This is a genomic window from Bradyrhizobium zhanjiangense (assembly GCF_004114935.1).
Classification (GTDB): domain Bacteria; phylum Pseudomonadota; class Alphaproteobacteria; order Rhizobiales; family Xanthobacteraceae; genus Bradyrhizobium; species Bradyrhizobium zhanjiangense.
This window is the reverse complement of sequence record NZ_CP022221.1, coordinates 8443678-8469067: the sequence shown is the minus strand read 5'-3', so window position 1 is coordinate 8469067 and position 25390 is coordinate 8443678. Positions and strand designations below refer to the sequence as shown.

Here is a 25390-nt window from a genome sequence, read left to right as displayed (position 1 = left end):
TTTCTGTGCACCAGCCCCTGTTCGTCGCCGGCGACTATGGCCCTAAGAACTTCCACCTGCATCCGCATGAGCTGGTGGCGTGTCAATAGAATGCGACGGCGATACGCTTTTCTTTACGCCAGACCACTGCACACCGGCGCAGGTCACCGTCCGGAATGACGGTCAGCGCGAAGTCGTCGGGAATCTTTCCATCTCCAACAATATCCAGGGCGGCACCGTATGCGGAGATGCTGCGAATCACGCAATCTGCTTTCGAACGGCCGAAGCTGATTGAGCCTGACTTTGGGATGCGTGTCGAATGAGAACCTTTCTGCTCCATAATTTTTCTCCGAGTAAGGGGGTCACAACCGCAGAGCGCAAATCGATTGTCAATCGGGCCCTTTGCCACCAAAACGAGTTCGTCAAAATCTGGGTGCCGATCCAATCTCACCCCCGAATCAAATAAATGTCATTAAAATATCATATTAAATGTTTAATTTAAACCCAGAAAAAATGGGCAAAATATTGAATGAGCGCTTGAAGGTTGAATGAGCGTCACGCAAGGGCTTGCGTTTGCTGGAATTTAGCGCCGATTGCTTTTGGTGCTCATCAAACGCCTACCCCCATTGGCATTTGATCCAAGCGAACTTTAAATCTCTCATACAGCTGCTGGCTGTTTATTTCGATCCCACGGGGCCGCGTTGCATTTGTTGGTTTCGGCGGCCGGCGACGGGGGCCGGCGTGGGTCGGCAGAGGAAGTTAAGAAGGTGCAGATGGTAGGGCGGAATAACCGAATGAGCGAATAGCGCCTGCGCAGTCGTCGACGGAGATCGGCCACACTAATGAGGGCGGCCGATCTGACTATTTTATCGAACGACTAACTTCCGGAATTGATGCTGTGGACGGCTCCTCCACCGGCACGAGAGTGCCAAGGTATGGGCGCCGTTTTTGAGGCTCCCACGATTCGGAGGAGCAGCCTATGCAGTCAATTTCGACGATCGTCTGGATATTGCGAAGTCGGTCTTTCAAGTGCATGGCGTCGATGCAGCCGGGCAAGTGGTCATACGGCGTCAACTCAAGCGCCGTTTCGTGCTGTCCTTCTTTGAGAAGTTGCCGTCGTGCCTGGTGGGGATCGAGGCTTGCGCATCATCCCATTATTGGTCCCGTGAGTTGCAGGCGTTGGGACATACGGTGCGATTGATGCCTCCGGCCTATGTGAAGCCGTACGTCAAGCGGCAAAAGAACGACACCACCGACGCGGAGGCGATTTGCGAGGCGGTCACGAGACCCAACATGCGGTTCGTGCCGACCAAGACGGTCGAGCAACAGAGCTGTCTGATGCTTCATCGAGCGCGCCACCTCTTCATCCGCCAGCAGACTGCCGTCATCAATTCAATCCGCGCCTATCTTGCCGAGTTCGGGATTGTCGCCCCGGTCGGGCGCCGGGGCGTCGATCAGTTGCTGGAAGTCGTCGCCGATACAGCTGACCGCCGGCTCCCGGAGGTGGCCCGCGCATGTCTTGCTGTTCTCGGCAGTCAATTGCGGGCGCTGAAGGTGCAAATCCTGGAGTTCGACAGGCGTATTGTCGCCTGGCATCGATCGAGCGCGACGAGCAAGCGACTGGACGCGATCCCTGGTGTTGGTCCGGCGCTGGCAACGGCGCTGGTCGCGAGCGTTGCTGATGCCAAGGCGTTCCGATCGGGTCGAGACTTCTCGGCCTGGGTTGGGCTCGTGCCGAAGCAGAACTCGAACGGAGGCAAGGACAAGCTTGGCAGTATCAGCAAGCAGGGCGATCGCTATTTGCGCAGCCTGTTCACGGCCGGCGCACTCGCCGTGATCCGCTATGCCAAAATCCATGGAACGGGGCGTCGACCCTGGCTCTCCGCATTGCTGGCGCGGCGAGCAACTAAGGTCGCTGCCATCGCGCTCGCCAACAAACTCGCCAGGATAGCCTGGGCGATGATGGCGAGGAACGAACGCTACAAGGAACCCGCCGCTCTCATGGCGTAAACGAGATTACGCCGGACATGCCGGTGTGACGTAACGGTTGGAAGGGCGAACAGCACTTAATGCAGCGCCGGTCGATCCGGCGATCAGGACAACCCACATCGGCCACGGCATCTCCGAATGCGTGCTTTTGATCGGGACCTGATCCGCGGAGGGCATTATGGCCAGCGGTCACGTGAACCGCGCAAACAGGCCGAACACATGGCCGCTCCGACCAACGCCGCAAAGTGAAGATTCTCCTTGCCAACCCGGAGCCGTCCACACATGGCCCATCGCGTCCGTACTCAGCCGTCCGTCCTTGGTCTGCTTCTTAAGGGCAAGCGGACAAATCATGAGCGCCCGATTTTCCTCTCTCGGCGTCGCGCATCGCGATCTTGAGCGCATTATCCGGCAATGGCAATTGCAGCGCCTTCGCTTTTGTCCCTTCGGGACCTCACAGATTGCGAACCATTAGAGCCGTGTCGAAGCCCTTCCAATTGGTGCGATCAAGGACCGCCCAACCGAGCCTCGCATAGAACCCGGCGGCATCTGTGGTGTAGAGGTAGAGCCGCGAAAACTCTCGCTGTCGCGCTTGATCCTCGATCGCGGCGACCAATGCGGCGCCTGCTCCTTTTCGCCGATACTCAGGGACGACGAACAAGCGTGCCGATTCCGATGATCTCGCCCGGGTATTCCGATTTGATCTCGCCCAGGATTGAACGAACCCGCTACGCGGGAGTGGGGGCAAGCCTGGTGAACTGAGGTGTCCTGTCTGAGAGGATGTTGGTCTTCGCACCACCCCTCTCAAGACAGGAGACCCAGATGGCTACCATGAGCCCTCTTCGGCAGCGCATGATCGAGGACATGACGGTCCGCAATCTGTCGCCGTCGACTCAACAATCCTATATCTATGCGATCGCAAAGTTTAGCCGCCATTTCGGCTACGCCCCGGACCGGTTGAGTTTCGAGCAGGTCCGCGCCTATCAACTGCATCTCATCGGCCAAAAGCGTTCGTGGTCCCACATCAATCAGGTGGCCTGCGCGCTGCGGTTCTTCTACGGCGTCACACTCGGGCAGACGGAGGCATTCGAGCGGATCATCGGTGGCCAGAAGCCTGACAAGCTCCCGCTCGTGCTTAGTGCCGAAGAGATCGAGCGCTTCCTGGACGCGGTTACAGGGGTGCGCAATCGCGTCGTGCTGGCGACGGCTTATGCGGCTGGCTTACGGGCTAGTGAAGTCGTCCGCCTGAAGGTGAGCTCGATCGACAGCAAACGAATGTTGATCCACATCGAGAACGGCAAGGGCGGCAGGGATCGTTACGCGATGCTTTCTCCGCGACTGCTGGAGATTCTGCGCACGTACTGGATGCGAGCCCGACCGGGGCTATGGCTATTTCCAGGCCAAGACCCCAGTGAACATGTCAGCGTCCGCTGCGTCCAGGCGGCCTGCCGCGCCGCCCGCCGCCGCGCTCGGCTTGCCAAGCCGATTACTGTCCATACGCTCCGGCACTCGTTTGCGACCCATCTCCTGGAAAGCGGGATCGACATTCGCATCATTCAAGTTCTGCTCGGACATGCCGAGCTGGGATCGACCGCGCGCTACGCTCAGGTCGCGACCAATCTGCTCGCCCGCACGACCAGCCCATTCGATGGACTCTCCGTCAGGGTGATCCCACCCGACTGAGCTGCGCATATGCGCCCCGTGCTCGAGGTGGCGGACATCCTCCGCCGCCACGGCGGCGCGTTCCGTGCCGCGCAGGGTCCTCGGCTGTCCTCCGATCAGCGCCGTGCGATGGCGGCCATCGAGGCGTGTCGCACAGCGACGCTCGGCGGCCACGTCGAGCGGTGCGACGACTGCGGCCTGGTCCGCGTCGCCTATAACAGCTGTCGCGATCGGCACTGTCCAAAGTGCCAAGCGCTCGCGCGCGCCCAATGGCTCGTCGAGCGCCAGGCCGACCTGCTGCCGGTCCCCTATTTCCATGTCGTCTTCACCGTGCCGGCGCCCGTGGCCGCCATCGCGCTGCAGAACAAGGCGGTGGTCTACGACATCCTGCTCAAGGCAGCAGCCGAGACGATCCGTCTCATCAGCGCCGACCCGAAGCATCTCGGTGCCGAGACCGGGATGATCGCCATTCTCCATACCTGGGGCCAGACCCTGACGCATCATCCACATGCCCATTGCCTCGTGCCAGGCGGCGGGATCGCCCTGATGGAAGCTGGGTTCATTGTCGCCCCGGCTTCTTCCTTCCCGTTCGCGTCCTGTCACGATTGTATCGTCGGCTATTCCTGGAGCGCCTGCAGGCGGCGTTCGATGGCACCAAGCTCCAATTCTTCGGCCATCTCGCGCACCTCGTCGAGCCAGCGGCATTCGCCAGCCATCTAAACGCCCTCCGCAAGGTCGAGTGGGTCGTCTACGCCAAGCGTCCCTTCGGCGGACCAGAACAGGTTCTGGCCTATCTTGGGCGCTACACCCATCGCGTTGCGATCGCCAACGGCCGGCTCCTTAGCTGTGACCAGGGCCACGTCCGCTTCCGGTGGAAGGATTATCGCGCTGGCAACAAATCCAAAGTGATGACACTCGACACTGAGGAGTTCCTTCGTCGCTTTCTGCTCCACATATTGCCGAAGGGGTTCCGCCGCATCCGTCATTTTGGTTTCCTGGCGAACGCCTGCCGCGCCGCCAAACTCGCGCGCATCCGAGCGGCGCTTGACGCGCCGCAGCCACCTCCGCCTGCCGAAGCTGTCAACTATCGTGAGCGCTGCGCCATCCTCCTTGGTCACCGCCTCGACTTGTGCCCCATCTGCGGAGGCCGCATGGTCGAGATTGGACCTGTGCCGCGTGCGCCAGCGCAGCGACGCGCAGCACCTCGCTGCGATACATCATGACCGACGACCTCGACTTGTCCGCTCCCACTGCACGCGCTGCCCTGCCGACGTTCTCCGTCGGAACGATCAAGCACGCTCACAACGCCCGCCGAACGGGCGATAGTCAGCCGCCTGGGCTTGACGCGCCGTTCGACGCTATCGACGGCGGCATCCTTTGCTGCCAACATCAGCGACAATCTGCGGCCACACTCGCTCGCGGGCCCGACATCGGGTCAATCGCGCCTACCGGCGCCTAGATCGAACCCCCATAGGTCCGCGCTCACAAGACGCGGCTTCGTTCAATCCAGCTTCAAATAGGTCCCGCGCTGGACTTGCGGCGAGATCTGTGACGCGGGACCTATTTGAACCCTCCAGTATTCCGAGATGATCTCGCCCACCTTTCCGATTTGATGTCGCCCGGGGCGGGAGGCGTTCTGGCAGTCTGGTTTCTGGCATCGGCGGAGCCGCGTGGTCAATCTTGAATCGCGGCTCGAAGGGGTTGTTTTCTGCTGCTCCTGCTGTGGGCATGTGGGCAACGCCCTTCGCGTTGTCCAAGTGCAGCGGCATGTCCACAGCGCCACGGGCTCAGGCCTTCCGGCCGGGTTTGCGGGTTCGCCGCATGCTCTCGCCGTTGAGGTCGATCCGGTGGGCGTTATGGACCAGGCGATCGAGAACGGCGTCGGCGTAGGTGGGGTCGCCGATCAGCGCGTGCCATTGATCAACGGGGAGTTGGCTGGTGACGATGGTGGAGCGGCGGCCATAGCGGTCCTCGAGGATCTCCAGGAGGTCGTGACGGGCCGTGGCATCGAGCGGCTCGAGGCCCCAGTCGTCGAGGATGAGAAGATCGACGCGGCCGAGGGCACGCAACAGACGGGGGTGGCGGCCGTCTCCGCGCGCCAGAGCGAGATCGGTGAACAGCCGCGGGACGCGCTGATAGAGCACGGAACGGTTGTCGCGGCAGGCCTTGTTGCCGAGCGCGGAGGCGAGCCAGCTCTTGCCGACGCCGGATGGCCCGCAGATCAAAAGGTTGGCGTGGTCATCGATCCATTGGCATTCGACCAGCATCGTCAGCAGGCTGCGGTCGAGGCCACGCGGGGTGCGATAGTCGATGTCCTCGACGCAGGCCTGCTGGCGCAGCTTGGCGTATTGCAGCCGCTTCGAGAGCCGCTTGTCGCGTCGCAGTGAGGCTTCGCGTTCGAGCAGGAGCGCGAGCCATTCGGCGTGGCCGAGGCTGGCAGCCTCGCCGCCGGCTTCGATGTCGGCGAAGGCCTTGGCCATGCCGTGAAGGCCGAGTTGATGGAGTTGATCGAGGGTCGGATGCGTGAGCAAGGCATGATCTCCTAGTTGTAGTAGCGCGGCCCGCGGATGTTGGGATGGAGGATCGGCGCGTCGTCCGCGGGACGCTTGGGTGAAGGCCGCCGATCGAGATTGTTGGCGAGGATCGATTTGACCGAGCCGTAGGTGCGCGCGCCGATGTCGATCGCCCGCATGGCGGCGGCATCGAGCCGCTCGTGCCCGTAGGATCGGGCGAGCCGGATGATGCCGAGACAGGCGCGAAAGCCCTGCTCGGGGTGCGTGCGTTCATCGAGGATCAGGTCGCACAGCGCCGCGGTGGCCGGTCCGATCGAGGCGGCGTCCTTGCGGATGCGCTCGATGGTCCAGCCGGCGTGGCGCCGATGACTGGACGCCATGTGCTCCGGCACGGTCGTGTGCTTGTGGTTGCCGCTCATGCGCTGATGCGCGGCGATCCGCTCACCCTTGTGGAATATCTCCACGGTGCGGGCGGTGAAGCGGACCTCGACCTCGGCGCGGGCGAAGCGATGCGGGACGCTGTAGTAATGCGCCTCGACCTCGACGTGATAGTCGATGCTGACCCGGCAGATCCGCCACTCGGCGAACACGTAAGGGCTCTCCGGCAAGGCCTTGAGCGCCGGCCGGTCGATCTCCTCCAATAGCTTGCGGCGGGTGACACCGAGCCGCCGGATCGGTCGCTCCTCGTTGAGCCGGATCATCAACTCGGCGATCGCCGCGTTGACGTCGGCGAGGCTGTGGAAGGTGCGGTGGCGCAGCCGCCCGAGCAGCCAGCGTTCGACCATCAGGACCGCCTGCTCGACTTTGGCCTTGTCCCGCGGCCGTCGCGGCCTGGCCGGCAGAATGGCGGTGCCGTAATGTGCCGCCATGTCGGCGTAGCTGCGATTGATCCTAGGATCGTAGAGGCAGGCCTTGATCACCGCGACTTTGGTGTTGTCCGGCACCAAGAGCGCCGGCACGCCGCCGATCGCCTCGAAGGCGCCGACGTGGCCGCTGATCCAGTCGGCGAGCCCCTGCGTCCAGGTCGCCTGCGCGTAGGTGAAGCTCGATGCGCCGAGCACCGCGACGAAGATCTGCGCGGCGCGCCGCTCGCCGGTGAACCGGTCGATCACCACCGGCACGCCGTCGCCGGCATAGTCGACGAACAGCTTGTCGCCGGCCGCATGCGACTGGCGCATCGTCACCGACAGGCGGCCTTCCCAGGCGCGGTAAAGCTCGCAGAAGCGCGAAATATGTTCACGATCACATATTTCGCGTTATGTTGCGGCCAGATTTATGTTGTGCAAGGAGCGATAATTGCGGGGAGCCTGAGCTCTGCGGGCATTGTTCACGCAACATAATTCGACGTCTGGGTAGCGAACCTTTTGTCCAATGGAGGCTCGCTATGGATCAGACGATATATTCCATTCCCTTGACCGTACCCCACCGTGATGACGCGCCATTCACCGACGAGCGGTACCGGTACCTTCGCCACTGTGCAGAAGCCGGTGCGACCGCAGCTTCTCTCAAGATCAAGCGCAACGAGCTGTTGCGGATTGCCGCACGTCTCGGTCCAGATGCTTCGCAGGGCATCGATATCGAGGCACTCCAACGGATCGCGACCGAGCGTCTGCGCCTGACGGGGGCTGCCACCGCAGCACGAAGAGTGGTCGACATCGGACGGCCTTGGCTTCGATTTCTCGGTTGGTGGCGTGAACCAACCGTCGTGTTTCAGTACCAGAGCCAACTCGACCAGTATGTGACATGGATGCGCAATGAGCGCGGATTCTCGCCATCGACGGTGGAGCAATGGAGCCGGATAATCGGCAGGTTCCTGCGCTGGTGCGACAAAACCAACCGGCAACTCAGGGACCTTCAGCCTGAAGACGTTGACGCCTATTTTGTCGCCCAGGCGACGGGACGATGGTCCCGCGTTTCGGTGGCCAACACAGCCTCTGCCTTGCGGGGATTTCTGCGCTACGCGGCAAAGCGGGGAATGTGTACGGACCGCTTAGCGGCCTCGATTTGCCGGCCTCGGCTTTATCGTCAGGAGTCGCTGCCGTATGCCCCAGATTGGTTCGACGTGCAGCGCATGTTGGCCGACGCCGAGACTGACAACCCCCGGGACATCCGCGATCGTGCGATCCTGCTGTTGCTCGCGGTCTACGGGATGCGCAGCGGCGAAGCGGCGGCATTGCGCCTTGATCAGATTGACTGGGCCGGTAGGACGCTACGGCTTTTCCGCCTGAAGCGCCGGCAGCCGCAGATCTATCCCCTGGTTCCCTCTGCGGCTGAGGCGCTCGCCCGCTACATCGACACGGTGCGGCCGCTATCATCGTGCCCGGAAGTGTTCCTCTGCATGCACGCGCCCCGTCGACCGTTGAAGGCAGGGAGCATTTATGATGTCGCCAACCGCAGATTTGTTGCACTTGGAATCGACGCTGCCCACCGCGGTGGCCATGCGTTGCGCCACGCCTGCGCCTCCCGGCTTCTCGCCGAAGGTCTGTCGATAAAGGAGATCGGGGACCATTTGGGACATCGCAGCGCGGCGTCAACCAGCATCTACGCCAAGGTGAACATGCAGGCGCTTCGCGAGGTCGGAGCGTTCGACCTGGGAGGCCTCCAATGAGGCTGACCCATGTTGTCGACGCCTATCTGGCCAAGCAGCGCTCACTGGGGGCGCGTTTCGAGTCGGCTGAGGTTCTGCTCCGTAGGTTCTGCCGAGCGATGGGCAATCGAGATATCGGCGAAGTCACCCCAGAGGCGGTAGCCGAGTTCCTCCAAGGCAAAGGATCGCTCAGTGCCACCTGGATGCTGCGATATAGGGTTTTGAGCGGCCTTTATCGATTCGCCATCAGTCGCGGGTACGCAGCATCCTCCCCACTGCCGACATCGTTTCCAAAGCTGCTGCCGCAACAAACGCCCTATGTTTATTCCACGGAAGAACTGCGCCGCCTGTTGGACGCGACCTCGATCCTGGAGGTTGGGCATCGCCCTCATGTGCCAGCTATGTACCGTACGCTCCTCTTATTGCTGTACGGAAGCGGCATGCGCATTGGCGAGGCGCTTCGTTTGGTCCTGCAAGACGTGGATCTGACTGATCAGGTCATCACCGTCCGTGACACGAAGTTCTTCAAAACGCGCCTCGTGCCTATCGGACCAAAGCTCAACCAGGAATTGGTCGAGTACGTCGAGCGCCGTCGCCGGCTCCCTCTGCCGCGCGGGCAAGAATCTCCATTATTCACTACGCGCGGCAGTCGACCGTGGCACTATGTGCGGGTCATCTCCTGGTTTCAGCATGTCCGCCGGGCCGCCGGAATCAGTTGCCCTGTCGGCGAGCCTCGACCTCCACGGCTGCACGATATTCGCCACACAGCCGCGGTGCACCGGGTAATTGCATGGTATCGCTCCGGCCAGGAGGTGCAGCGACTGCTTCCGCAACTCGCCACCTACCTTGGCCACATCGATATCCGTTCAACCCAGCGCTATTTGCAGATGACGCCAGATCTCCTCCAGGCGGCCAGCGAGCGCTTTGCCCTGTACGCGATGGAGGCCGACCATGAAGGATAAGAGCCTGCTTGGTCCGTGGATCCGGCGGTTCTTGCTGGAACATCTGGTCGCCGAGCGCAATCTTTCCCGCAACACCCAAGCCAGCTACCGCGACACGCTGACATTGTTGCTGCCGTTCGCCAGCAAGCAGGGAGGCTGCGCCATCGATCGCATGACCGTGGAAGAGCTGACGCCGGAAGTCGTCCGCAAGTTCCTGGACCACCTGGAGCGCGATCGCCGGTGCAGCGAGGTTACCCGCAACCAACGGCTGGCGACCATCCATTCACTGGCGCGCTTTATCGGGACGCGTTCGCCGATCCACCTGGCCTGGTGTTCCGAGATACGGGCAGTGCCGTTCAAGAAGACGGCCAAGACCGCGATCGGATACCTCGAAAAGGCCGAGATGGACGCGTTGCTAAATCAACCTGACAGACGCACGAGTCTTGGGGTGCGGGACCATGTTCTGCTGCTTTTCCTATACAACAGCGGTGCTCGCGCCGATGAGGCAGCAAAATTGACGGTCGGCAATCTCCAACTGGGTGCGTCTCCGTCAGTGCGACTTCACGGTAAGGGCAACAAGGTTAGAATCTGTCCATTGTGGTCAACGACCGCAACCTCGTTGACTCGTCTTGTGGCCGACCGGAACAAAAGTGAAGCGGTCTTTCTCGGGCGGACGAACCAGCCTTTGACGCGCTTCGGAATACACCGTCTCGTGACGCAATATGCCGCCATGGCGGGCGAAACGGTGCCGACGTTGGCGACGAAGCGCGTAAGCCCACATACGGTTCGGCACACAACGGCGGTGCACCTGCTGCGCGCCGGCGTCGACATCAACACGATCCGTGCTTGGCTGGGCCACGTGTCATTAGACACCACGCACATCTATGCTGAAGTCGACCTGGAAATGAAAGCAGAGGCGTTAGCCAGGGTCGACATCAGCAGTCTGAGGCCGCCGCCTCGGCAACCCTCTCTCCCGTCGTTGATGGCATTCCTGAAGGCCCTGTAGGTCGAAAGGTCACACTCTTATGTTGCGGAGCGAGCCGAGGAAATTGGCGCAATCCTTGGCTCGCTCCAGCAGCGACAACATAAATCTGGCGGCAACATAACGCGAATAGCGATACCCGCCGGGTTCGCCCGCGATGTACTCCTCCCACAGGATCGCCAGCGTCACGTGCTTGCGCCGGAGTTCGCGGTGCACCGCCGCCCAATCCGGCTCCGCCTGCCGGCGATGGCCCCGCCGCGTGCCGGGCCCGGCTCCCGCGCTGGCGAACAGCCGGGCCTCCAGCTCCGTGTCGGTGATGTCGTCGGTCAACGGCCAGCTCAGCCCCGCCGCCTCGAACCGGCGGATCGTCAACCGCACCGTCGATGGGGCCGTCCCCACCCGCCGCGCAATCTCACGGGTCGACATTCCCGCCGACTTCAATCTGATCACATCGCGCACGTGGCGCATCGCAAGCCTCTCCGTCGGCATCCAGGTCCCCCTTCGCAAAGCCGAAAGGCGGGACCGTATCGGAGCCAGAAGAGGCCTCGTCACCCCGGGCGACATCATCCCGGAATGGTGGGCGAGATCATCTCGGAATGGCGGGCGAGATCAAATCGGAACGGTGGGCGAGATCATTCCGGAATGGTGGGCGACATCGAGCGGAATCAGCACAAGCCTGCAAGCCATGGCGACACATCATGGTTAGGCTCGATCTCAGACTCGACGAGAAGGCATGTGCCGATCGGCTCGCCATCGGACTTCGCGACAAGCGCCACACCATGGCTCTGGTCGGAAGTAAACAACTCCAGCGATGTCAATTCTTCTTCGAGGGATCCTTGGAGTACCGAAAAAGCATTGGCGCGCCATCGCGCGCAGATAGCCAACTCCGGCGTATTGGGTCCCACGATGAACGTCTGAATGTTGGTCATAGGAACATCTACGCTGCTGCCCTGTCTTCCTTCTCCGGCCCCGCGCATCACGATCTTGAGCACGTCATCCGGCAACGGCCGTTGTAGCACCCTTGTCTCATTGATCACCTAGGTCTTCCTCGGGTGACAGATGATCTGTTGGATGCTGTTGAACGGCGCCACGAGGGGCCTAGCCTTTGCGTGGTCCGTATGATTCGCTCCCAGCGATGAACTCCCTCCCCACGGTGTAGGGCGGGTACATGGTACGTGCGTTCTGCACGCCGAACACAATCGTCAAGGACTCGCAGTCCTCTCCTAGCTTAGAGAGATGGCTTTCCAGCGTATGCGGGTCGATCTCCGACATCAGGTTGCCCCCTTAGTGGAACTCCAATCTGCAGATTAATGGGGCTCACGGATAAATGCAGAAAAAATCCGAGGGACCATCGATAGACCGGCGCCGGAAAATTCTCCCGGGCGCCCTCGCGTGATGGTCCTCTCGAGCCGACATCTCATATCGAGGCAGGACTGTCCTACGACTCGTCCCAAGCCCAAATTATTGCGTTGCAGCAGCGCTGTACGCGGCTGCGCGCTTGCAATAAACTATGCGGAATGCAGCGTGTTTGCGTGGGGACCTACGTGTTGCATCGACACGCGGTCCTATCGAAAGTTATCTGCGGCTGCCGAACTACTCGCCGCAGAACAGCGTCCACGCCTGCTCAACCCTGAACCCCGGCGAGCGGGCGAGGCGCTTTTCCCGGCGAGGGGCGCACACGCGCTTCATCGTTGATCGGGAGTAGAAGCCATGAGGAGCAAATATCTTCTCGCTGTCATCCTATTGTTGCCATCCGTGACAATGTCTAGCGTTGCCTCTGCCGCCCAGAGCTATGGCCATTGGCAAAAAACGGCTCGGCTGGCGGAGCAAAGGGTGCCGGATGTTCGGGCCTACTATGGGCCGCTGGTCGCCGACCAATACCCGACTTGGGATTTGAAGCTCTGCACCTATCAAGGTGGGCCGAAGACCAACACTTGGGCATGCAGGTGATGAGCTGACTTGGCCGTTTGGGCAGGGGCAGATCATCAATTCGCGGCGGACTCCGTGGCAAGGCAGTTAAAGACTAGTGCTGAACTTGCAGATCTGATCCATCAGAGGCTGCTGATGGGCGGCGTGTACGTATCAGTTCGCCAAGACTCGATCCTCGGCTGGCGGGCTACGGTCGTTACCGCGCCAAAGCATGCCAAAGCCATTCAGGATCGTGTCGAGACCATCGCCGCCGAACTTCGCAAACAATTCATGCTGAAAGACTGATGGGCTTACCGTGGCGCTTACCTTGGTTGTCCGTGACAGGCTGGATCGCGCTGATACAGTCCCGCCTGTGCGAGCGGTGGGGCATGTCCCGGTGCATCAGCGTCATCTCGGTCCCGGCTTCCGTGTTGCGGGCGCGGGCATCGCAGAGCCTTTGCTTAGGACAAGCAAGTCGCATTTGTCGTTGCGATAGACATCAAACACTTTTCGCCCCCGCTGATCTTTCGAAGTAAACACGAAATATGTTTCAGTCATTCTGACCGACCAGCTTACTACCTCGAATGGCTGTGTGGGTTGTAAATGTGCAACGCTCCGCGACTTCTGCTTGACGGTGCCACACGAGCAAAGATGCGGTGGAAACGTTGGCTTGGATTGCGCACCTCGGGTGCCACGCCCCATCAGTAGCCACCGAGGACCGAGATACTTTTTTGGTCAATTGTGCTGCCGCATAAGAGGCCACTCAGCCGAGGCTTTGCTCAATAGCGCTATTCGGAACGCTGAACTTTCTCGTGCGTTGGGGCGTCAACCCACATTAAAGGAGCACGTTATGGATCGCGAGCACGTGAAGGGTGTCGCCGACAAGACCAAGGGCAGGATTAAGGAAGGTGCTGGCAAGCTGAGTGGCGACAAGGACCTGCAAAGGGAAGGCAAAGCCGACAAGGCCAAGGGCTCGGTGCACAATGCCGCAGGTGATGTTAAGGATGCGGCGAGGGACGCAGCAGACGCCATGAAGAAGTGAGTTCACTCACAAGCAGATTTAGCACTCGCCGCTCTTTCGGAGCGGCATTTGTTTGCGCCTCAGAACATCGCAACCAACCTCTCAGCCGGTTTGGTGCAGCTTGCATGCACTAGAAATCGGGGAACTCTGAAGTCTCCGACGAGTTACAGAACCGCCGAGAAGATAGAAGGATGAGCGGTCGTGTGCGCAGTAGCGGCACGCGGCATCTTTCTTGATCGCGCTCGTCCTTTGTTCGGCAGGACTTGAAAAGAGAGGCGACAATGAAAGCACCACTTCTGCTTGCGGGCGTATTAATCATTGGATGCGCCGCCCCAGCACTAGCTGATGAGTACTACGTCGTACAAGGTCCGAGCCATCAATGTACGATTACCACCACACGTCCGGCGGACAAGGAAGTCGTAACGCAGATCGGTCCGATGGCCTTCAAGACCCGCGTGGAAGCTGAAGACCGCATCAAGCAGACCAAAGTCTGCGAGGAAGGAACAGTCGGCAGTAGCAGCAGCACGACTGTCATCAAAGAGAAATAGTCGAGGACATCATTCCCGAGCGTCTTTGGCTAATTCTAGAAAGGTCGCGCCGATTCCTGTCGGCGCGACCTTTTTGTGTTTCCAGACCACCAACTGACCAGCGGTTCTTGGGTTCATTCCGGCCGCCTTTGTCGAATTCCACCACAACTACGTGAGCAAATGCGCGGATGCTCGAAATCCCACGCCGCTGCGATCACTGCGAGGAAGAGTTCGCGCAACAAGAGCTAACCCTTCTCGCGCCACCGGCCGGCGACGGCGAGCTGATCTGTGCTCGGTGCATCCGAAATCAAGCTCCGTCGAGCTGTCGCGAAGCTGCCGCGTGGTGATAACTGACGCTGGAGACCCGTTGGGGATGAACGCCTTGGCGTTGCTTCCGTTGCCTCCCGATGCCATCGCAAATTCCAAGTCGGCTGGACGTCTAAAATATGGTCGTTGCGCGTCCCGCTCCGTATAGCGCGGTGGGCGGCCAATCGGGCTGCATTGAAACAACGAGCGCAGCGGGCGGACGAGTGGATCAAGACCGTCCCGCCCGCTCCTCGGCGTTCGAGACAGGCAGCGAATGTGCAGCAGCTCGAAGCCGCGAATCGACGGGCGGGGCGTGGCTCGACCTAAAGTCGCCATTGCGGGTAGCCGGTTGTCCCGGTACTGATCGACTCACTACCACAACCGATCAGTCATTTTCCCGCAGCCCTTCGATTTTACTATGCAATTTGTCGCAAACGGCCCTGATATCCCCGATCATCTCTTGGAGGCGCATGAGGAAGGTCGCGTTATCTTCTTTTGCGGCGCTGGAATTTCGTATCCGGCAGGGTTGCCAGGATTTGCTGGGCTGGTAGACGACATCTACAACCGCCTCGGCACGAAACGCACTGCCATTGAGGAGCAGGCTTACGGCCGAAGTCAGTTCGATGCCACGCTCGACCTGCTAGAGCATCGAATGCCGGGACAACGTCTTGCTGTGCGGCACAAGCTGCCTGAAGTCCTGAAGCCAAAATGGCACCGGAAGGGTGCAACGGATACGCACGCAGCTTTGCTAGAGCTCGCTCGCTGTCGTGACGGCGCTGTCCGCCTAGTGACAACGAACTTCGACCGCATTTTTGAACGAGTGAAGAAACGCCCGGGCAAGGCTTTTAATTCATTTGCGGCACCTATGTTGCCAATACCAAAGAACAGTCGTTGGAACGGGGTGGTCTATCTCCACGGCTTGCCACACGTACAAAGGTTCCGCCCGTCTGGACTTAGTTTGGCACTGCCTGAGACGGACATTCGACTACCGTGACGGTCTCCATCTGGATGGGACGGCCATCATGCTGGACTGCACTCGATCCAACCCAAATCCATGGACTATTCTCCGTGGAATTGCAGGTTTTCTCGAATCGCTTGCAGCACTTCTTTTGGAGAAGAGCAAAAACGAGCGATCAAGAAAGTATTCGCCTGCCAACCCCGGGCGTGCCTGGGCTGGCTGCGGACGCACGGGGGCCGCCCGACGCACCACTTACGCAGCGCGCCGGCTGATATCGTATCGCCAAAATCGCAGGGGCAGCGTCCCAGATGATCTTCATCCAGATTAATTTGATGGTGCGAGTTCTCCCGGGCACACGGAGTTCATAACTCCCTTCCGATCGCCGGGTGGCTCCGGTTCTTCACGCTGATCCAGTGCTTCTGCCGACCGCCATGATAGGGTCGATCGCGATGCTTGGAGACCAGGCCCTCAAGTCCCATTCGGCAAGCCGCCAGAAATAGGTCAGGTCCAATCTCCCCGCGCTCGAACGGTGCCACGCTGATCCGGCCTGAGCGCTAATAGCTGCTGCAGATTTGCTTTGCGCAGGTGGAGGGGCGGGGACCGCTCTCGCGCTTTCCGAGACACAAGCAGAACTAATTTGAGCCGGGCGACAAAGGCAGCTACTGGACCCATAGCCGCCTTCATAGCCACGCTCGCGTGAACTTAAGTGATGCCTCGATAGGTCCGCCATTCCGCTAGGCGAGCGGCTGCGTCAGCCATCTAGACTTGGGAAGTGATCCGTAGCTTTTTAAGCAGACGCTTCCTTTGGTCGGAGATTTGATCAATTGTCCCACCGAGCTTGGCAGCAATCTGTCTGTCGGTTTTCCCTGCGGCGAGACGCCTTAAGAGCTGCTTTTCCCGCGGGCTTAGATTTTGCTCGGTCATCAATCTTACCCCGCCGAACTAGGTAAGTACCTCTTATCGCCATCAAAAAGCACATGCTAGGCGGAACACGGTGCCGTTGAGCAGGGAGGCCAATCGTGCGTAGGACGGTTTTGAAGCCGGGTATGCCTCGTTCGCTTTGCTGAACGCTTGGCGCTCGTTATCCTATCGTTCTGAGACAAGAACCGCCGGCCTCCGAGCAGACGGCTTCGCGCTACAGCGCCGGAGACCTTCAGAAAGGAAGGGCTGAGATCAAAACTGCAGGCACTTGATGTAAATCAAACGTCCACTTGAACCGGAGCAAAGGCTTCCGTTGCGTGCCGATGTGCGAGCGGCATCGCCTCGCAAGTTCACGGCACCCCTGCAAGCAATGGAGGAATGCCATGCTTCGATGCCTGCTCACTCTTTTGGCTGCTCTGGTTCTCGTCACGGTCAGCCTTATTCCTGACGATGCATACGCCCGCCGTGGCGGCGGAGGTGGGTTCCGTGGCGGCGGTGGATTTCATGGCGGCGGCATGCGCGCTGGGGCGGTCCACGGCGGCGCGCGCGTTGCGCATGTGCGAGGCGGCGGCCGGTATGGCGTCGCTGGGCGTGGTTACGGATACCGACCAGTACAAGGCCGACCTGTGGCGCGCGCAGCGGTCGCCCGAGGGGCCTACCGCAATGCGGCCTACCGCGGAGCATATAGGGGTGCGGCGTATGGTCTAGGTGCAGCGGCGGTAGGAGCCGCGGCAGCCGGCGCCTACGGCTACTACGGCGGTTACAACAATTGCACCTACGACACTTACGGAAATTGGGTGTGTCCCGGCCAGTACCCATACTATCGGTATTGAGACGAGCACCTGGGACGACGCGAGCCAGTTCTTCATGCCGTCCCTTCCCCTCGGGCTCAAGAAGGCAGGGCTAACGCCTTAGCAAGTGGTGCAAGCTGTCAGGCGCCGCTCCCATCGGAACGGAGGGCGGTGGCATCTCTGTGTCTCGCTATGCGCACTTCTCTTGAGTCAAAGCCCGAAGCGAAGATTACCAAGCTACGACATCACGTAATCACTGCCGCATCCGGCATCTTACATCGTGGAGCGAGCCATATGAGAGGACCGATAGCAACGTTCTTGGCAGGAAACCTCTTACTGGCTGGCGCAAGTCCAGGCCATTCCGCAATACGCATTGTCAATGATCGCGGCGGACCAATCGCCTACTACATAGAGAGATACGAGAAGATGCGCGCTTCGCATCAATCCGTCGTAATAGACGGGCTTTGCGCCTCAGCCTGCACGATTGTCTTAGCGACCATCGCTGCGGACAACATTTGCGTAACCTCAAGAGCGAAATTGGCCTTTCATGCTGCGTGGGAGTTCGGCAGGAGTGGACGGACCTTCACACATCAGGGCGCGACTCGGATGCTTTACTCGATGTATCCCTCGCCAGTCCAACGGTGGCTTGACAGTCGCGGAGGTCTAACTTCCCGAACCATTTTCCTCGAAGGCAAACAGTTGCATGGCATGTACAGGGGGTGCGTCCCCGATATGCAGGCAAATTGAGACTCAAAAGACCGGGAAGTCTCGAAAACACGAGATCGGCCGCCAGTCGAGAGAGGACTGGCTGTGTCGGGCACTCTAGCCCGGAGCTATGGGATCATCGGGATCGGCACTGGCCTTGATCGCGGTGTCCAACTTTCTGGCCATCTGCCGAAATCTTTTGGCAAGCCGAGCGAAGCGTTCGCGCTTGGCGGGATCAGCGGCAAGCTTGCTGAGCAGCGCGCAATCCTCGGCGTCGGTCAAAAGCTTTTCCAGCTTATCGGCGACGTCCATGGGATGCTGAGCCTGGACGGTTGGCCCGAGGACAGCGATGAGCCGATCTAGCAGCCACAGTTCCGCGCCGTTTTCATGCGGCAGGTACTGCGCGCGTTCTTTAGCTGCCTCATCGTCGGCGCATTCCAGATCGATCCGGCTGGCCACATGGCCGGTCTCGTCCAAAAGGTATGCGTAATAGGTTGCCATCAAGGCGTCCCCAGCCCGAGGAACTTACCATTTTTTCCCGGCCGGAGAGGAACTTAAATTTGCGACGAGACAGCATTCATCGCCTGCTCGAAGCAGCACAACAACTTTTTTGCCGATCTTTCCCAAATTGCAACTGATCGTAAACCCTGCCGCAGCTAATAGTTGTGGGATGGACGATGATGTTGCCGAACCGTCTTTCAGCGCGTGGCGTCGTAGCCTGCAGCGCCTTGCTGCTTGGATGGTGCGTGGAAACAGAATCGAGGAGCCGACGCGTCCTACTGTTGCAACGAGAACGCCGGCGCCAACTAGGCATGAAGCGCCGCCACGGCAAACGCTTCCGCCGCGCCCCTAAAGGAACCCGGAACACCAAGCGGTGTTGAAGCTCTATGCCTAGAGAGATCGCAATAGTGCTCTGGTCGCTTGCCGCCGCCTGCGTGGTGGCGTTCAGTGTGGCCGCAATGGTTTCTCCTCGCTAATCGAAGTTTCTCCTCACTAATCGAACAAGAGGCCGTCCGCATTGGCGGCCTCTTTCACATCATCCGCTCGCCAATGTCGTCTCCTGGCCCTAGCCGAACAAGGCTGAGCCTATTGTGATATCGGCTATTGGCGGGTTAGGCGATGGACCGTTCAACGCTACCCCCTAATGGCTTAGTGCCTGATTCTGTATTTTGCCGTAAAATTTACGCTGTCCAGCTTCGCTAATTGGGAGGTTAGGATGAAAAAGTCTTTTGTCGTAGCGACATTGATCCTGTTCGCAGGTCCTGCGATGGCCCAAAACGCGATGAAAGTGGTCAAGCCCGATGGGTTAACATGGACGGAGCATCCGGTCTTCAAGGGCGTGCAAACCGTGATCTTGATCGGCGACCCGACCAAAGCCGAGACAATCGTCCAACGCGTGAAATCCCCCCCGAACTATAAAGTTGCCCCGCACATACATCCTTACGCCGAGGTCGTCACCGTGATGAGTGGCAGCTTCGGGAATGCCATGGGTGAAAAGTTCGACCCATCGCAAGGGGAGCTGTTGAAGGCGGGTTCCGTATTCGCGCTGACAGCGAAGCATCCCCATTATGTTTGGACGACAAACGAGGAGACGATCGTCCAAATTGTGTTCACCGGGCCAGGGGGCATCGAGTTCATTAACCCGGCCGACGACCCGCGCAAGAAGTAAAAAGAGCGCCAAGGGCGGCGCAACCAACTACTCCGTGTCCCCCCGATGAGGTGATCGAATAGATATGCTGGCAGCGCGTGAGTCGCGCATCTCTTGGCAGCGCCGCGATCTGAACGGAAACGTGCAAGACTACGCGTCTAATAGACGCATCATCCATACATCGTTCTGCGCAACTCCTCCTTCGAAGCAGAGTATGATTGCCATCGTGGAAATTGATGATGGAGATACTTGCTCCGACCAAATTTGTAACCCGCAACCCCTCTGGGAGGAAACCATGAGGTATCATCTCAATTCATCGTGGATGTGCGGTTGTGTTGTGCTTGCTTTGGCAGTCCCGGCGGCCACTGTCCCGGCCTTGGCAGAAGAAGCGGGCCAATGGTTCGGTCGAGCCGTTCTGGTCACCCTGTCCAGTAAGAGCGTGAAGCTGGAAGATAGGGCTGACCATACGGTGTCGGTCACCGAATACGACGGCGCCGTGTTCAATGCCGATGGCAAGCCCTTCCTTGACAAAGCTCGCTATCAGGTTGTTGATCTGACGGATGCTGGCAATTCCAGCGGCGGCCATAAGACCTTCACAGAGGCCGACGGATCCAAGGTCTTTGCCAAGTACGTCCTGAAAGACGCGAAGCCGAAAGAGTTCCGCGGCACCTTCGAGTTCACTGGCGGCACGGGAAAATATACCGGGATCACGGGCCGTGGTGAGTACCACGTCGTGCTGGTCAGCGACACGGCCTTGTGGGATGAACTCCGCGGCGAGTACAAAATTTCGGCTACCGTCGGAAGTTCGCGACCTGATCCGACCAAATGAACATTTGGCACCACCAGCATGAGAGCATCTAGACTGGCCCCGCTGCGGCCGAAGCCGAGCGGGGCCTTTACATTTCGAACGAGAAGTCTTGCGGCTGCGTCTGCCTAAGTATGTCCGTTCCTGGCCGCAATGTCGGCTTCGAGACACAAGCAGAACTAATTTGAGCCGGGCGACAAAGGCAGCTACTGACCCACTTGTATGGTCCGGCCGCGCGGTGCAAGAAGATTTCGACGATCCGGTAGATGCGGTCTTGCATCAATGTATCCGGCCTCGGCTTGGAGCGCAGTGCTCCGGGCCATCATGGATATCAGCGCGCATGGGATCTGGTTAGCGGACAGGCCTCAGACGGGCCATTTGGGTCACCAGTGTTCGCATGCGCCGGGAAGACCGGTTCTCCATCGTCGTCTCATCCTCTCGCAGACCTCGGCGGGTAAGGGTGTTGTTACGTCATCGATCGCTCCTCACTTCGCGCTGTTCCTTTGTTCGTGCCTGGCGGTCGCTCCTTCGTCCCGGCCTGCGCGCGCAGACGCGCCGCGCGCAAGGGGCCGTCAAGGCCGGCCGTCGTGCTGTCCTGACGTCTTGCTCTGCTGCTGCCAGGCTGCGCCTTGACGGCCCCGCGCACGGCGCGAGGATCAGGCCGGTCGGGACGCCGTCTCCTCCGTCGTGACGCATTCGAAGGCGCGTCCCTTATTGAGAACCGCCCAGGCGATCCGGGCGAGCTTGTTGGCGAGCGCAATCGCCAGCACGTTGTGGTGCAATCGCTTCTTGGCGGCTTCGATCCACAAGTTGAGGCCATAGCGCTCCCAGCACTTGACCTTGACCAGCACAACCCACGCGGCTTGCACGAACAGCGCGCGCAGGTAGCGATTGCCGCGCCGTGATCGTACGGTCGCCGGTCGATATCTGCTTCGGCACCAGTCCGAGCCAGGCGCCGAAGTCGCGGCCTTTCGAGAACACCTCTCCAGTGCCGATCGCGGCCACCATTGCGCTCGAGATGATCGGGCCAATGCCAGGCACCGTCATCAGGCGCTGGCAGGCCTCATCTTGACGGGCGAGTGTTTCGATCTCGCTCGAGAGACCCTCGATACGCTCATCCAGCCGGCGCCAGTCGTCCGCCAGCCCCTCGATGATGCGCAACATGCGAGGCGAGAGCACATCGGTGCGGGTCGCGAGGATACCCGGCAACTCGGATCGCAGGGAACGCGGGCCTTGCTGCACGGCGATGCCCCGCTCCAGCAGGAACGCACGGATTTGATTGATGACGCCAGTACGCTGACCGACCAATCGATCGCGGACGCGGTGCAGTGCCTGTAGGTCGAGCTGATCGGCGCTCTTGGTCGCGACGAACTTCATGGTCGGGCGTTGGACCGCCTCGGCGATGGCTTCCGCATCTCGGAAGTCATTCTTCTGTCCCTTCGAATACGGGCGCACGTATTTCGCCGGCATCAGGCGGGCGTCGTGGCCAAGCATCTGGAGCTTGCGGCTGAGATGATGGGCGCCGACGCAGGCCTCCATACCGATCAAGCACGGCGGGAGGTTGGCGAGCCGCGTTTCCACCTGGCCGCGTGACCACTTCTGCCGGCAGCACGATGGCACCGCGGTGATCATGACCCACGATGTGGAACGAGTTCTTGCCGATATCGATGCCGATCACGGCGATCGCTGCGTTGAGTTTCTGAGACATGGCGTGCTCCTTGTCTTCGGTGCCCCCTGCCAGCATTCGCTGCTGGCAGGGCCGGAGCATGGCCGGACCATCCCATTAGCAGACATTAGCGCTGCGCTGCCATAGGCGGCGGCGTAGCATTACCAAGGATTAATTTCTTCGATAGGAGGCGGAAAGAATCGATCTTCTAAGATGGCCTCAGTAAGGGGGAGATCGAGTGATCGCCATGCGCCACGGCTCCCTCTTGCACGCTGTTACCACAGCCGGTCTATTCTTGGGATTCAGCCTCATCTCAGATGCATCCGCCGCGACCGCCGACCACGCTTTGACTGTCTCCGTCGACGATTTCAAATATAGAGACACGTCGAGCGAGCCCACCGATCAGACGGCCGTGCATGAAAAGCGATTGCGGGCTTTCGTGACCGCGCTGCGGGACGATGTCACGGCAGACCGCCGTTTTGAGCTCGTGCCGTCCTCCTGCGCACCAAATTGTCCGACCGACGGACGGGCGTTGCGCGATCGGCTGCGCGCGGCGTCACAGGCCGGCGCGCAGATCCTGATTATCGGCATCGTTCAAAAGTTAAGCACGCTGGTGCAGATTGCGCGGATTGCCGCCATCGATACAACAGCCCAGCGCGTCATGTTCAGAAAGTACTTCCAGTTCCGCGGTGACAATGACGAAGCATGGCAGCGGGCGGAGCGCTTTGTATCGGAGGAGATCCGCGACCGGCTGCTAGAAAGCAGATCACAGCAATAGGCGACGCGCGGCGCATGTGCATGGCCCCGCGAGTCCGGTTTTGGCCCGAACGCGAAGTCCGGGCCAAGCCGCTCCTCGTCGGCTCATCAGGGTGGACAAGGCCACGGCCGACAGCTCTGACCTTCGGCACCACGCACTTTCCTTCATCCGCCTTGAGTGGTCTTGATTCTGCCGGTGGCGATGGGGCGGGCTTGAAAAACGCTGTCAGCGGCGGCAATCTCGGCCTGATTGAGGCTTCGATCTGACGAATCTCGGCTTATGCCGACCGATACGAGGATCGACGATGAAGCAGCGGCCGACAGTGTGGCTTGCCATTGTTGCGGGCGTGGTCCTGGTGCTTGCTGTCGCCTGGGCCGCCATCCTCTGGACGCGCCCAGAGCCTATTCGCATCGCATTCGCCAATTCGCTCTCTGGCCCGTCCGCCCCGGCCGGGGCGGAAAGCCTGGTCGCGACGCAGCTTGCAATCGACGAGGTGAATGCCAAGGGGGGTGTCAACGGACGGCTGATTGAGCTCGTTCTGTTCGACGACGCAAGCAACCCAGCCGTGGCGCGCGCGAATGCGCAGGCGATTGCCGACAGCCCGTGCGTCGCTGTGCTCGGACATTATCTCAGCTCCGCGTCGCTCGCGGCGGCGCCGATATATAAGGATGCGCGGATACCGGCGCTCACGGGAAGCTCGGCTGCCGACGATCTGACAAACAACAGTGAATATTATTTTCGCGCGCTGTCGCCGGTCTCCGTGCAGGCGCGCTCGATCGCGGAACATCTGCGCGCCGTGATGAGGGAGCCAAAAGTCCGTCTCGTTCACACGCGCGATTCCTACGGCAAGAGTTTTGAGCGTGGATTTGCGACGGCCTATCCGGCGGAGCAGTTGCGTGTGTTCGGACTGGACGTCGCAGCCGGTCAGATCGGATCGACGGATGAGGCGCTGGACGCTGCCGCGCAGGAGCCCGGGCCCGGTGTTATTGTCGTCGGCGCGGCAACCGATTTTAGCGCAGACATCGTCAAGGCGCTCCGCCGCCGCGGCATCAAGGGAATGATCATTGCATCCCAAGCCGCGGCCCGCGAAAGCTATTTGCAGAATTTCGCCAATGAGCCCGAGGAAAACGCGCAGCCGGGTTTCTTCAGCGAGAATCTGTATGCTGCTTCCTCGCTGATGTTCGACAGTGCCGGCGTGGCAGCGCAGGTCTTTGCCGCCGACTACAAAGCGAAAGCGGGAACCTTGCCAAGCTGGGTTGCCGGCGGCTCGTATGACGCTGCGCGCCTGATGATCGATGCGCTAAAACGAGCTGCCGTACATCCCCGGTTTATGAGGCAGGGGATTCAGAAACGATCCGACAGCAAGGTTGCAGATCGCGACCGTGTGCGCGTCGCGCTCGCCGCGATCGACGATCCGAAATCGGCGGTCGTCGGGCTGACTGGGCGGCTCTATTTCAACGCGAACCGCGACATTCCGCGCCCGATTCGATTGGGTTTCTTCCGTTACGGTTTGTTCGTCACTGCGCCGCTGCAACTCGTGCGCATCGATCAGCCCAAAGGAATCGATCTCGCCGCGGAACGAGAGGAGGGCCATGTCGTCACGTTCGGCGACCGACACTACTGGATACAGCGCGTCGTTTATACCGGCATCGACATTATTCGCGTCAACCGGATCGACGTGAAACTGAATTCGTTCAGCGTCGACTTCTATCTTTGGATGCGGTTCGCCGGCGACGATGAGGCGCAGACGCATGTCGAATTTCCGGCCTTGGCGGATCGCGGGGCGTTCGATCCGGCTCGGCCAATTCAGGCTGGACGAGAAGACGGCCTGAGCTATCGGCTCTATCGCATCAGCGGCGATTTCAAGGGTCGTTTCGATCTCCATGATTATCCATTCGACACGCAGCAACTGCGCCTGCATCTCCAGAACACGGAACAGCGTCGGGAACTCATCACCTACGTCATCGATCGGTTCGGCTTGCGCCTCGCCGATGATGGAAGCTCGCGGGCCGAGGACGGGGCCTATTCCGGACTTCAGCTCTGGCGATTTCTCGGACTGAACTATTTTGTCGAATCTCAGTCCAGCGGATCGACGCTCGGAAAGGCGTCTTTGTTTGGTGCCGAGGCAATGACGGAATTCGCAGGCTTCGATGCGACCATCATGCTGCGCCGCAGCTCCGCCATCTACATGCTGAAGAACCTGCTGCCGCTGTTTCTGCTCGTGCTCGTCGTGTTCGCGACGCTGTTCTTTCCCGAAACCATGTTTCGTGAACGCGTGACGATTCCAGTGACCTCGATCCTGGCGAGCGCGGTGCTGCTCGTGACGGTCGCCAGTCAGGTGGGCGATGTCGGATACACGGTGGTAGTCGAAGAGATGTTCTACATTTTCTTCATACTATGCCTGATGACGATATTGGCGGGCTACAAACATGAAAAACTTCGAGACGCCGGCCGAAAGCGCGCCGCTATTATTTTGGATCACGCAGCGCGGATCATTTATGCCGGGACGGCACTCGCTGTAATCGTCGTGCTCTACCGGCGTTATGCCGTGTGAGTAAGCGTGGATACCTCGCCGATCCGCCGCACCTTCTTGAAATTCGCAGCATGGGTCCGGATCTGGCCTTCGCGACCAATCGCGCGGCACGGGGAAACGTCCGAAGTCGAGGTGAGACCAGAAGTCACCCGCTAACGCTCAAACCGACGCTCATGCCCCGATCCGGAAGTTGG

19 protein-coding genes and 6 pseudogenes are annotated in these 25390 nt (G+C 60.2%); 14 read left to right on the top strand and 11 right to left on the bottom strand.

The window, feature by feature from the left end; genetic code table 11:
- Nucleotides 1–82: 82 nt before the first annotated feature.
- The gene (locus tag XH85_RS40450) at nucleotides 83–319 is read right to left on the bottom strand and encodes a hypothetical protein (RefSeq protein WP_091898914.1); all 237 of its coding nucleotides are present in this window, start codon (nucleotides 317–319) and stop codon (nucleotides 83–85) included.
- Between the two features lie 639 nt (nucleotides 320–958).
- On the opposite strand from XH85_RS40450, the pseudogene XH85_RS40445 reads away from it, so the two are divergent.
- Nucleotides 959–1989, top strand: a pseudogene (locus XH85_RS40445) (IS110 family RNA-guided transposase).
- A 430-nt stretch (nucleotides 1990–2419) separates the two neighbouring features.
- Here the strand turns inward: XH85_RS40445 and XH85_RS48195 are convergent.
- A complete protein-coding gene (locus XH85_RS48195; protein WP_164940895.1) occupies nucleotides 2420–2761 on the bottom strand; it encodes a GNAT family N-acetyltransferase in 342 nt (113 codons plus the stop codon).
- Nucleotides 2762–2787: 26 nt separating this feature from the next.
- On the opposite strand from XH85_RS48195, the gene XH85_RS40435 reads away from it, so the two are divergent.
- Complete coding sequence (locus XH85_RS40435) at nucleotides 2788–3648, top strand: tyrosine-type recombinase/integrase (RefSeq protein WP_164940742.1); 861 nt, start codon at nucleotides 2788–2790, stop codon at nucleotides 3646–3648.
- A 9-nt stretch (nucleotides 3649–3657) separates the two neighbouring features.
- Nucleotides 3658–4850 (top strand): annotated as a pseudogene (locus tag XH85_RS40430) (IS91 family transposase).
- 564 nt (nucleotides 4851–5414) lie between these two features.
- On the opposite strand, the gene istB reads toward XH85_RS40430, so the two are convergent.
- Nucleotides 5415–6158: an IS21-like element helper ATPase IstB gene (istB, locus tag XH85_RS40425; RefSeq protein ID WP_128930215.1), complete on the bottom strand. Its 744-nt coding sequence runs from the start codon at nucleotides 6156–6158 to the stop codon at nucleotides 5415–5417.
- 11 nt (nucleotides 6159–6169) lie between these two features.
- Nucleotides 6170–7384: pseudogene (gene istA, locus XH85_RS40420) on the bottom strand (IS21 family transposase); the annotation flags it as partial.
- Between the two features lie 284 nt (nucleotides 7385–7668).
- On the opposite strand from istA, the gene XH85_RS40415 reads away from it, so the two are divergent.
- Genes XH85_RS40415 through XH85_RS40405 form a run of 3 tightly spaced genes read left to right on the top strand, consistent with a single transcriptional unit; the run spans nucleotide 7669 to nucleotide 10674 of the window.
- Entirely contained in the window at nucleotides 7669–8748 is a 1080-nt protein-coding gene (locus XH85_RS40415) for a tyrosine-type recombinase/integrase (protein WP_245473863.1), read from the top strand.
- On the top strand, nucleotides 8745–9689 hold the full coding sequence (locus XH85_RS40410) for a tyrosine-type recombinase/integrase (protein WP_128930217.1): 945 nt from the start codon (nucleotides 8745–8747) through the stop codon (nucleotides 9687–9689). The genes XH85_RS40415 and XH85_RS40410 overlap by 4 nt, the downstream gene beginning before the upstream one ends.
- Nucleotides 9679–10674, top strand: coding sequence for a tyrosine-type recombinase/integrase (locus tag XH85_RS40405; protein ID WP_128930216.1), 996 nt, complete (start codon nucleotides 9679–9681; stop codon nucleotides 10672–10674). The genes XH85_RS40410 and XH85_RS40405 overlap by 11 nt, the downstream gene beginning before the upstream one ends.
- A 96-nt stretch (nucleotides 10675–10770) precedes the next feature.
- Here the strand turns inward: XH85_RS40405 and XH85_RS40400 are convergent.
- Nucleotides 10771–11118, bottom strand: a pseudogene (locus tag XH85_RS40400) (helix-turn-helix domain-containing protein); the annotation flags it as partial.
- Nucleotides 11119–11315: 197 nt separating this feature from the next.
- Nucleotides 11316–11687: a hypothetical protein gene (locus XH85_RS40390; RefSeq protein WP_128936379.1), complete on the bottom strand. Its 372-nt coding sequence runs from the start codon at nucleotides 11685–11687 to the stop codon at nucleotides 11316–11318.
- Between the two features lie 922 nt (nucleotides 11688–12609).
- Here XH85_RS40390 and XH85_RS40385 point away from each other — a divergent pair.
- From XH85_RS40385 to XH85_RS40370, 4 genes are all read left to right on the top strand, one after another.
- Nucleotides 12610–12864, top strand: coding sequence for a hypothetical protein (locus XH85_RS40385; RefSeq protein WP_128936378.1), 255 nt, complete (start codon nucleotides 12610–12612; stop codon nucleotides 12862–12864).
- 544 nt (nucleotides 12865–13408) lie between these two features.
- The gene (locus XH85_RS40380) at nucleotides 13409–13600 is read left to right on the top strand and encodes a CsbD family protein (protein ID WP_128936377.1); all 192 of its coding nucleotides are present in this window, start codon (nucleotides 13409–13411) and stop codon (nucleotides 13598–13600) included.
- A 260-nt stretch (nucleotides 13601–13860) separates the two neighbouring features.
- Nucleotides 13861–14127: a hypothetical protein gene (locus XH85_RS45670; RefSeq protein ID WP_164940894.1), complete on the top strand. Its 267-nt coding sequence runs from the start codon at nucleotides 13861–13863 to the stop codon at nucleotides 14125–14127.
- 703 nt (nucleotides 14128–14830) lie between these two features.
- Entirely contained in the window at nucleotides 14831–15406 is a 576-nt protein-coding gene (locus tag XH85_RS40370; RefSeq protein ID WP_208758078.1) for an SIR2 family protein, read from the top strand.
- Here the strand turns inward: XH85_RS40370 and XH85_RS48190 are convergent.
- The 4 genes and pseudogenes from XH85_RS48190 to XH85_RS47165 form a co-directional block, all read right to left on the bottom strand.
- Nucleotides 15366–15512, bottom strand: a pseudogene (locus tag XH85_RS48190) (hypothetical protein); the annotation flags it as partial. The gene XH85_RS40370 and the pseudogene XH85_RS48190 sit on opposite strands and share 41 nt — an antisense overlap.
- A 617-nt stretch (nucleotides 15513–16129) precedes the next feature.
- Nucleotides 16130–16294, bottom strand: a complete 165-nt coding sequence (locus XH85_RS48185; RefSeq protein ID WP_128936376.1) for a LuxR C-terminal-related transcriptional regulator — start codon at nucleotides 16292–16294, stop codon at nucleotides 16130–16132.
- Nucleotides 16295–16641: 347 nt separating this feature from the next.
- Nucleotides 16642–16908, bottom strand: a complete 267-nt coding sequence (locus XH85_RS45665) for a hypothetical protein (protein WP_164940893.1) — start codon at nucleotides 16906–16908, stop codon at nucleotides 16642–16644.
- Between the two features lie 996 nt (nucleotides 16909–17904).
- On the bottom strand, nucleotides 17905–18288 hold the full coding sequence (locus XH85_RS47165) for a hypothetical protein (RefSeq protein ID WP_245473862.1): 384 nt from the start codon (nucleotides 18286–18288) through the stop codon (nucleotides 17905–17907).
- Nucleotides 18289–19003: 715 nt separating this feature from the next.
- Here XH85_RS47165 and XH85_RS40335 point away from each other — a divergent pair.
- Nucleotides 19004–19456: a cupin domain-containing protein gene (locus XH85_RS40335; RefSeq protein ID WP_128936373.1), complete on the top strand. Its 453-nt coding sequence runs from the start codon at nucleotides 19004–19006 to the stop codon at nucleotides 19454–19456.
- A 274-nt stretch (nucleotides 19457–19730) separates the two neighbouring features.
- A complete protein-coding gene (locus XH85_RS40330; RefSeq protein ID WP_128936372.1) occupies nucleotides 19731–20264 on the top strand; it encodes a hypothetical protein in 534 nt (177 codons plus the stop codon).
- Nucleotides 20265–20896: 632 nt separating this feature from the next.
- Here XH85_RS40330 and XH85_RS40325 read toward each other — a convergent pair.
- A pseudogene (locus XH85_RS40325) lies at nucleotides 20897–21948 on the bottom strand (IS110 family RNA-guided transposase).
- Nucleotides 21949–22153: 205 nt separating this feature from the next.
- Between XH85_RS40325 and XH85_RS40315 the strand changes: the two are divergent.
- Together XH85_RS40315 and XH85_RS40310 are read left to right on the top strand one after the other, a co-directional pair.
- Entirely contained in the window at nucleotides 22154–22684 is a 531-nt protein-coding gene (locus tag XH85_RS40315) for a DUF2380 domain-containing protein (protein ID WP_128937599.1), read from the top strand.
- A 283-nt stretch (nucleotides 22685–22967) separates the two neighbouring features.
- Entirely contained in the window at nucleotides 22968–25217 is a 2250-nt protein-coding gene (locus XH85_RS40310; RefSeq protein ID WP_164940892.1) for an ABC transporter substrate-binding protein, read from the top strand.
- The last annotated feature ends 173 nt before the right edge of the window (nucleotides 25218–25390 follow it).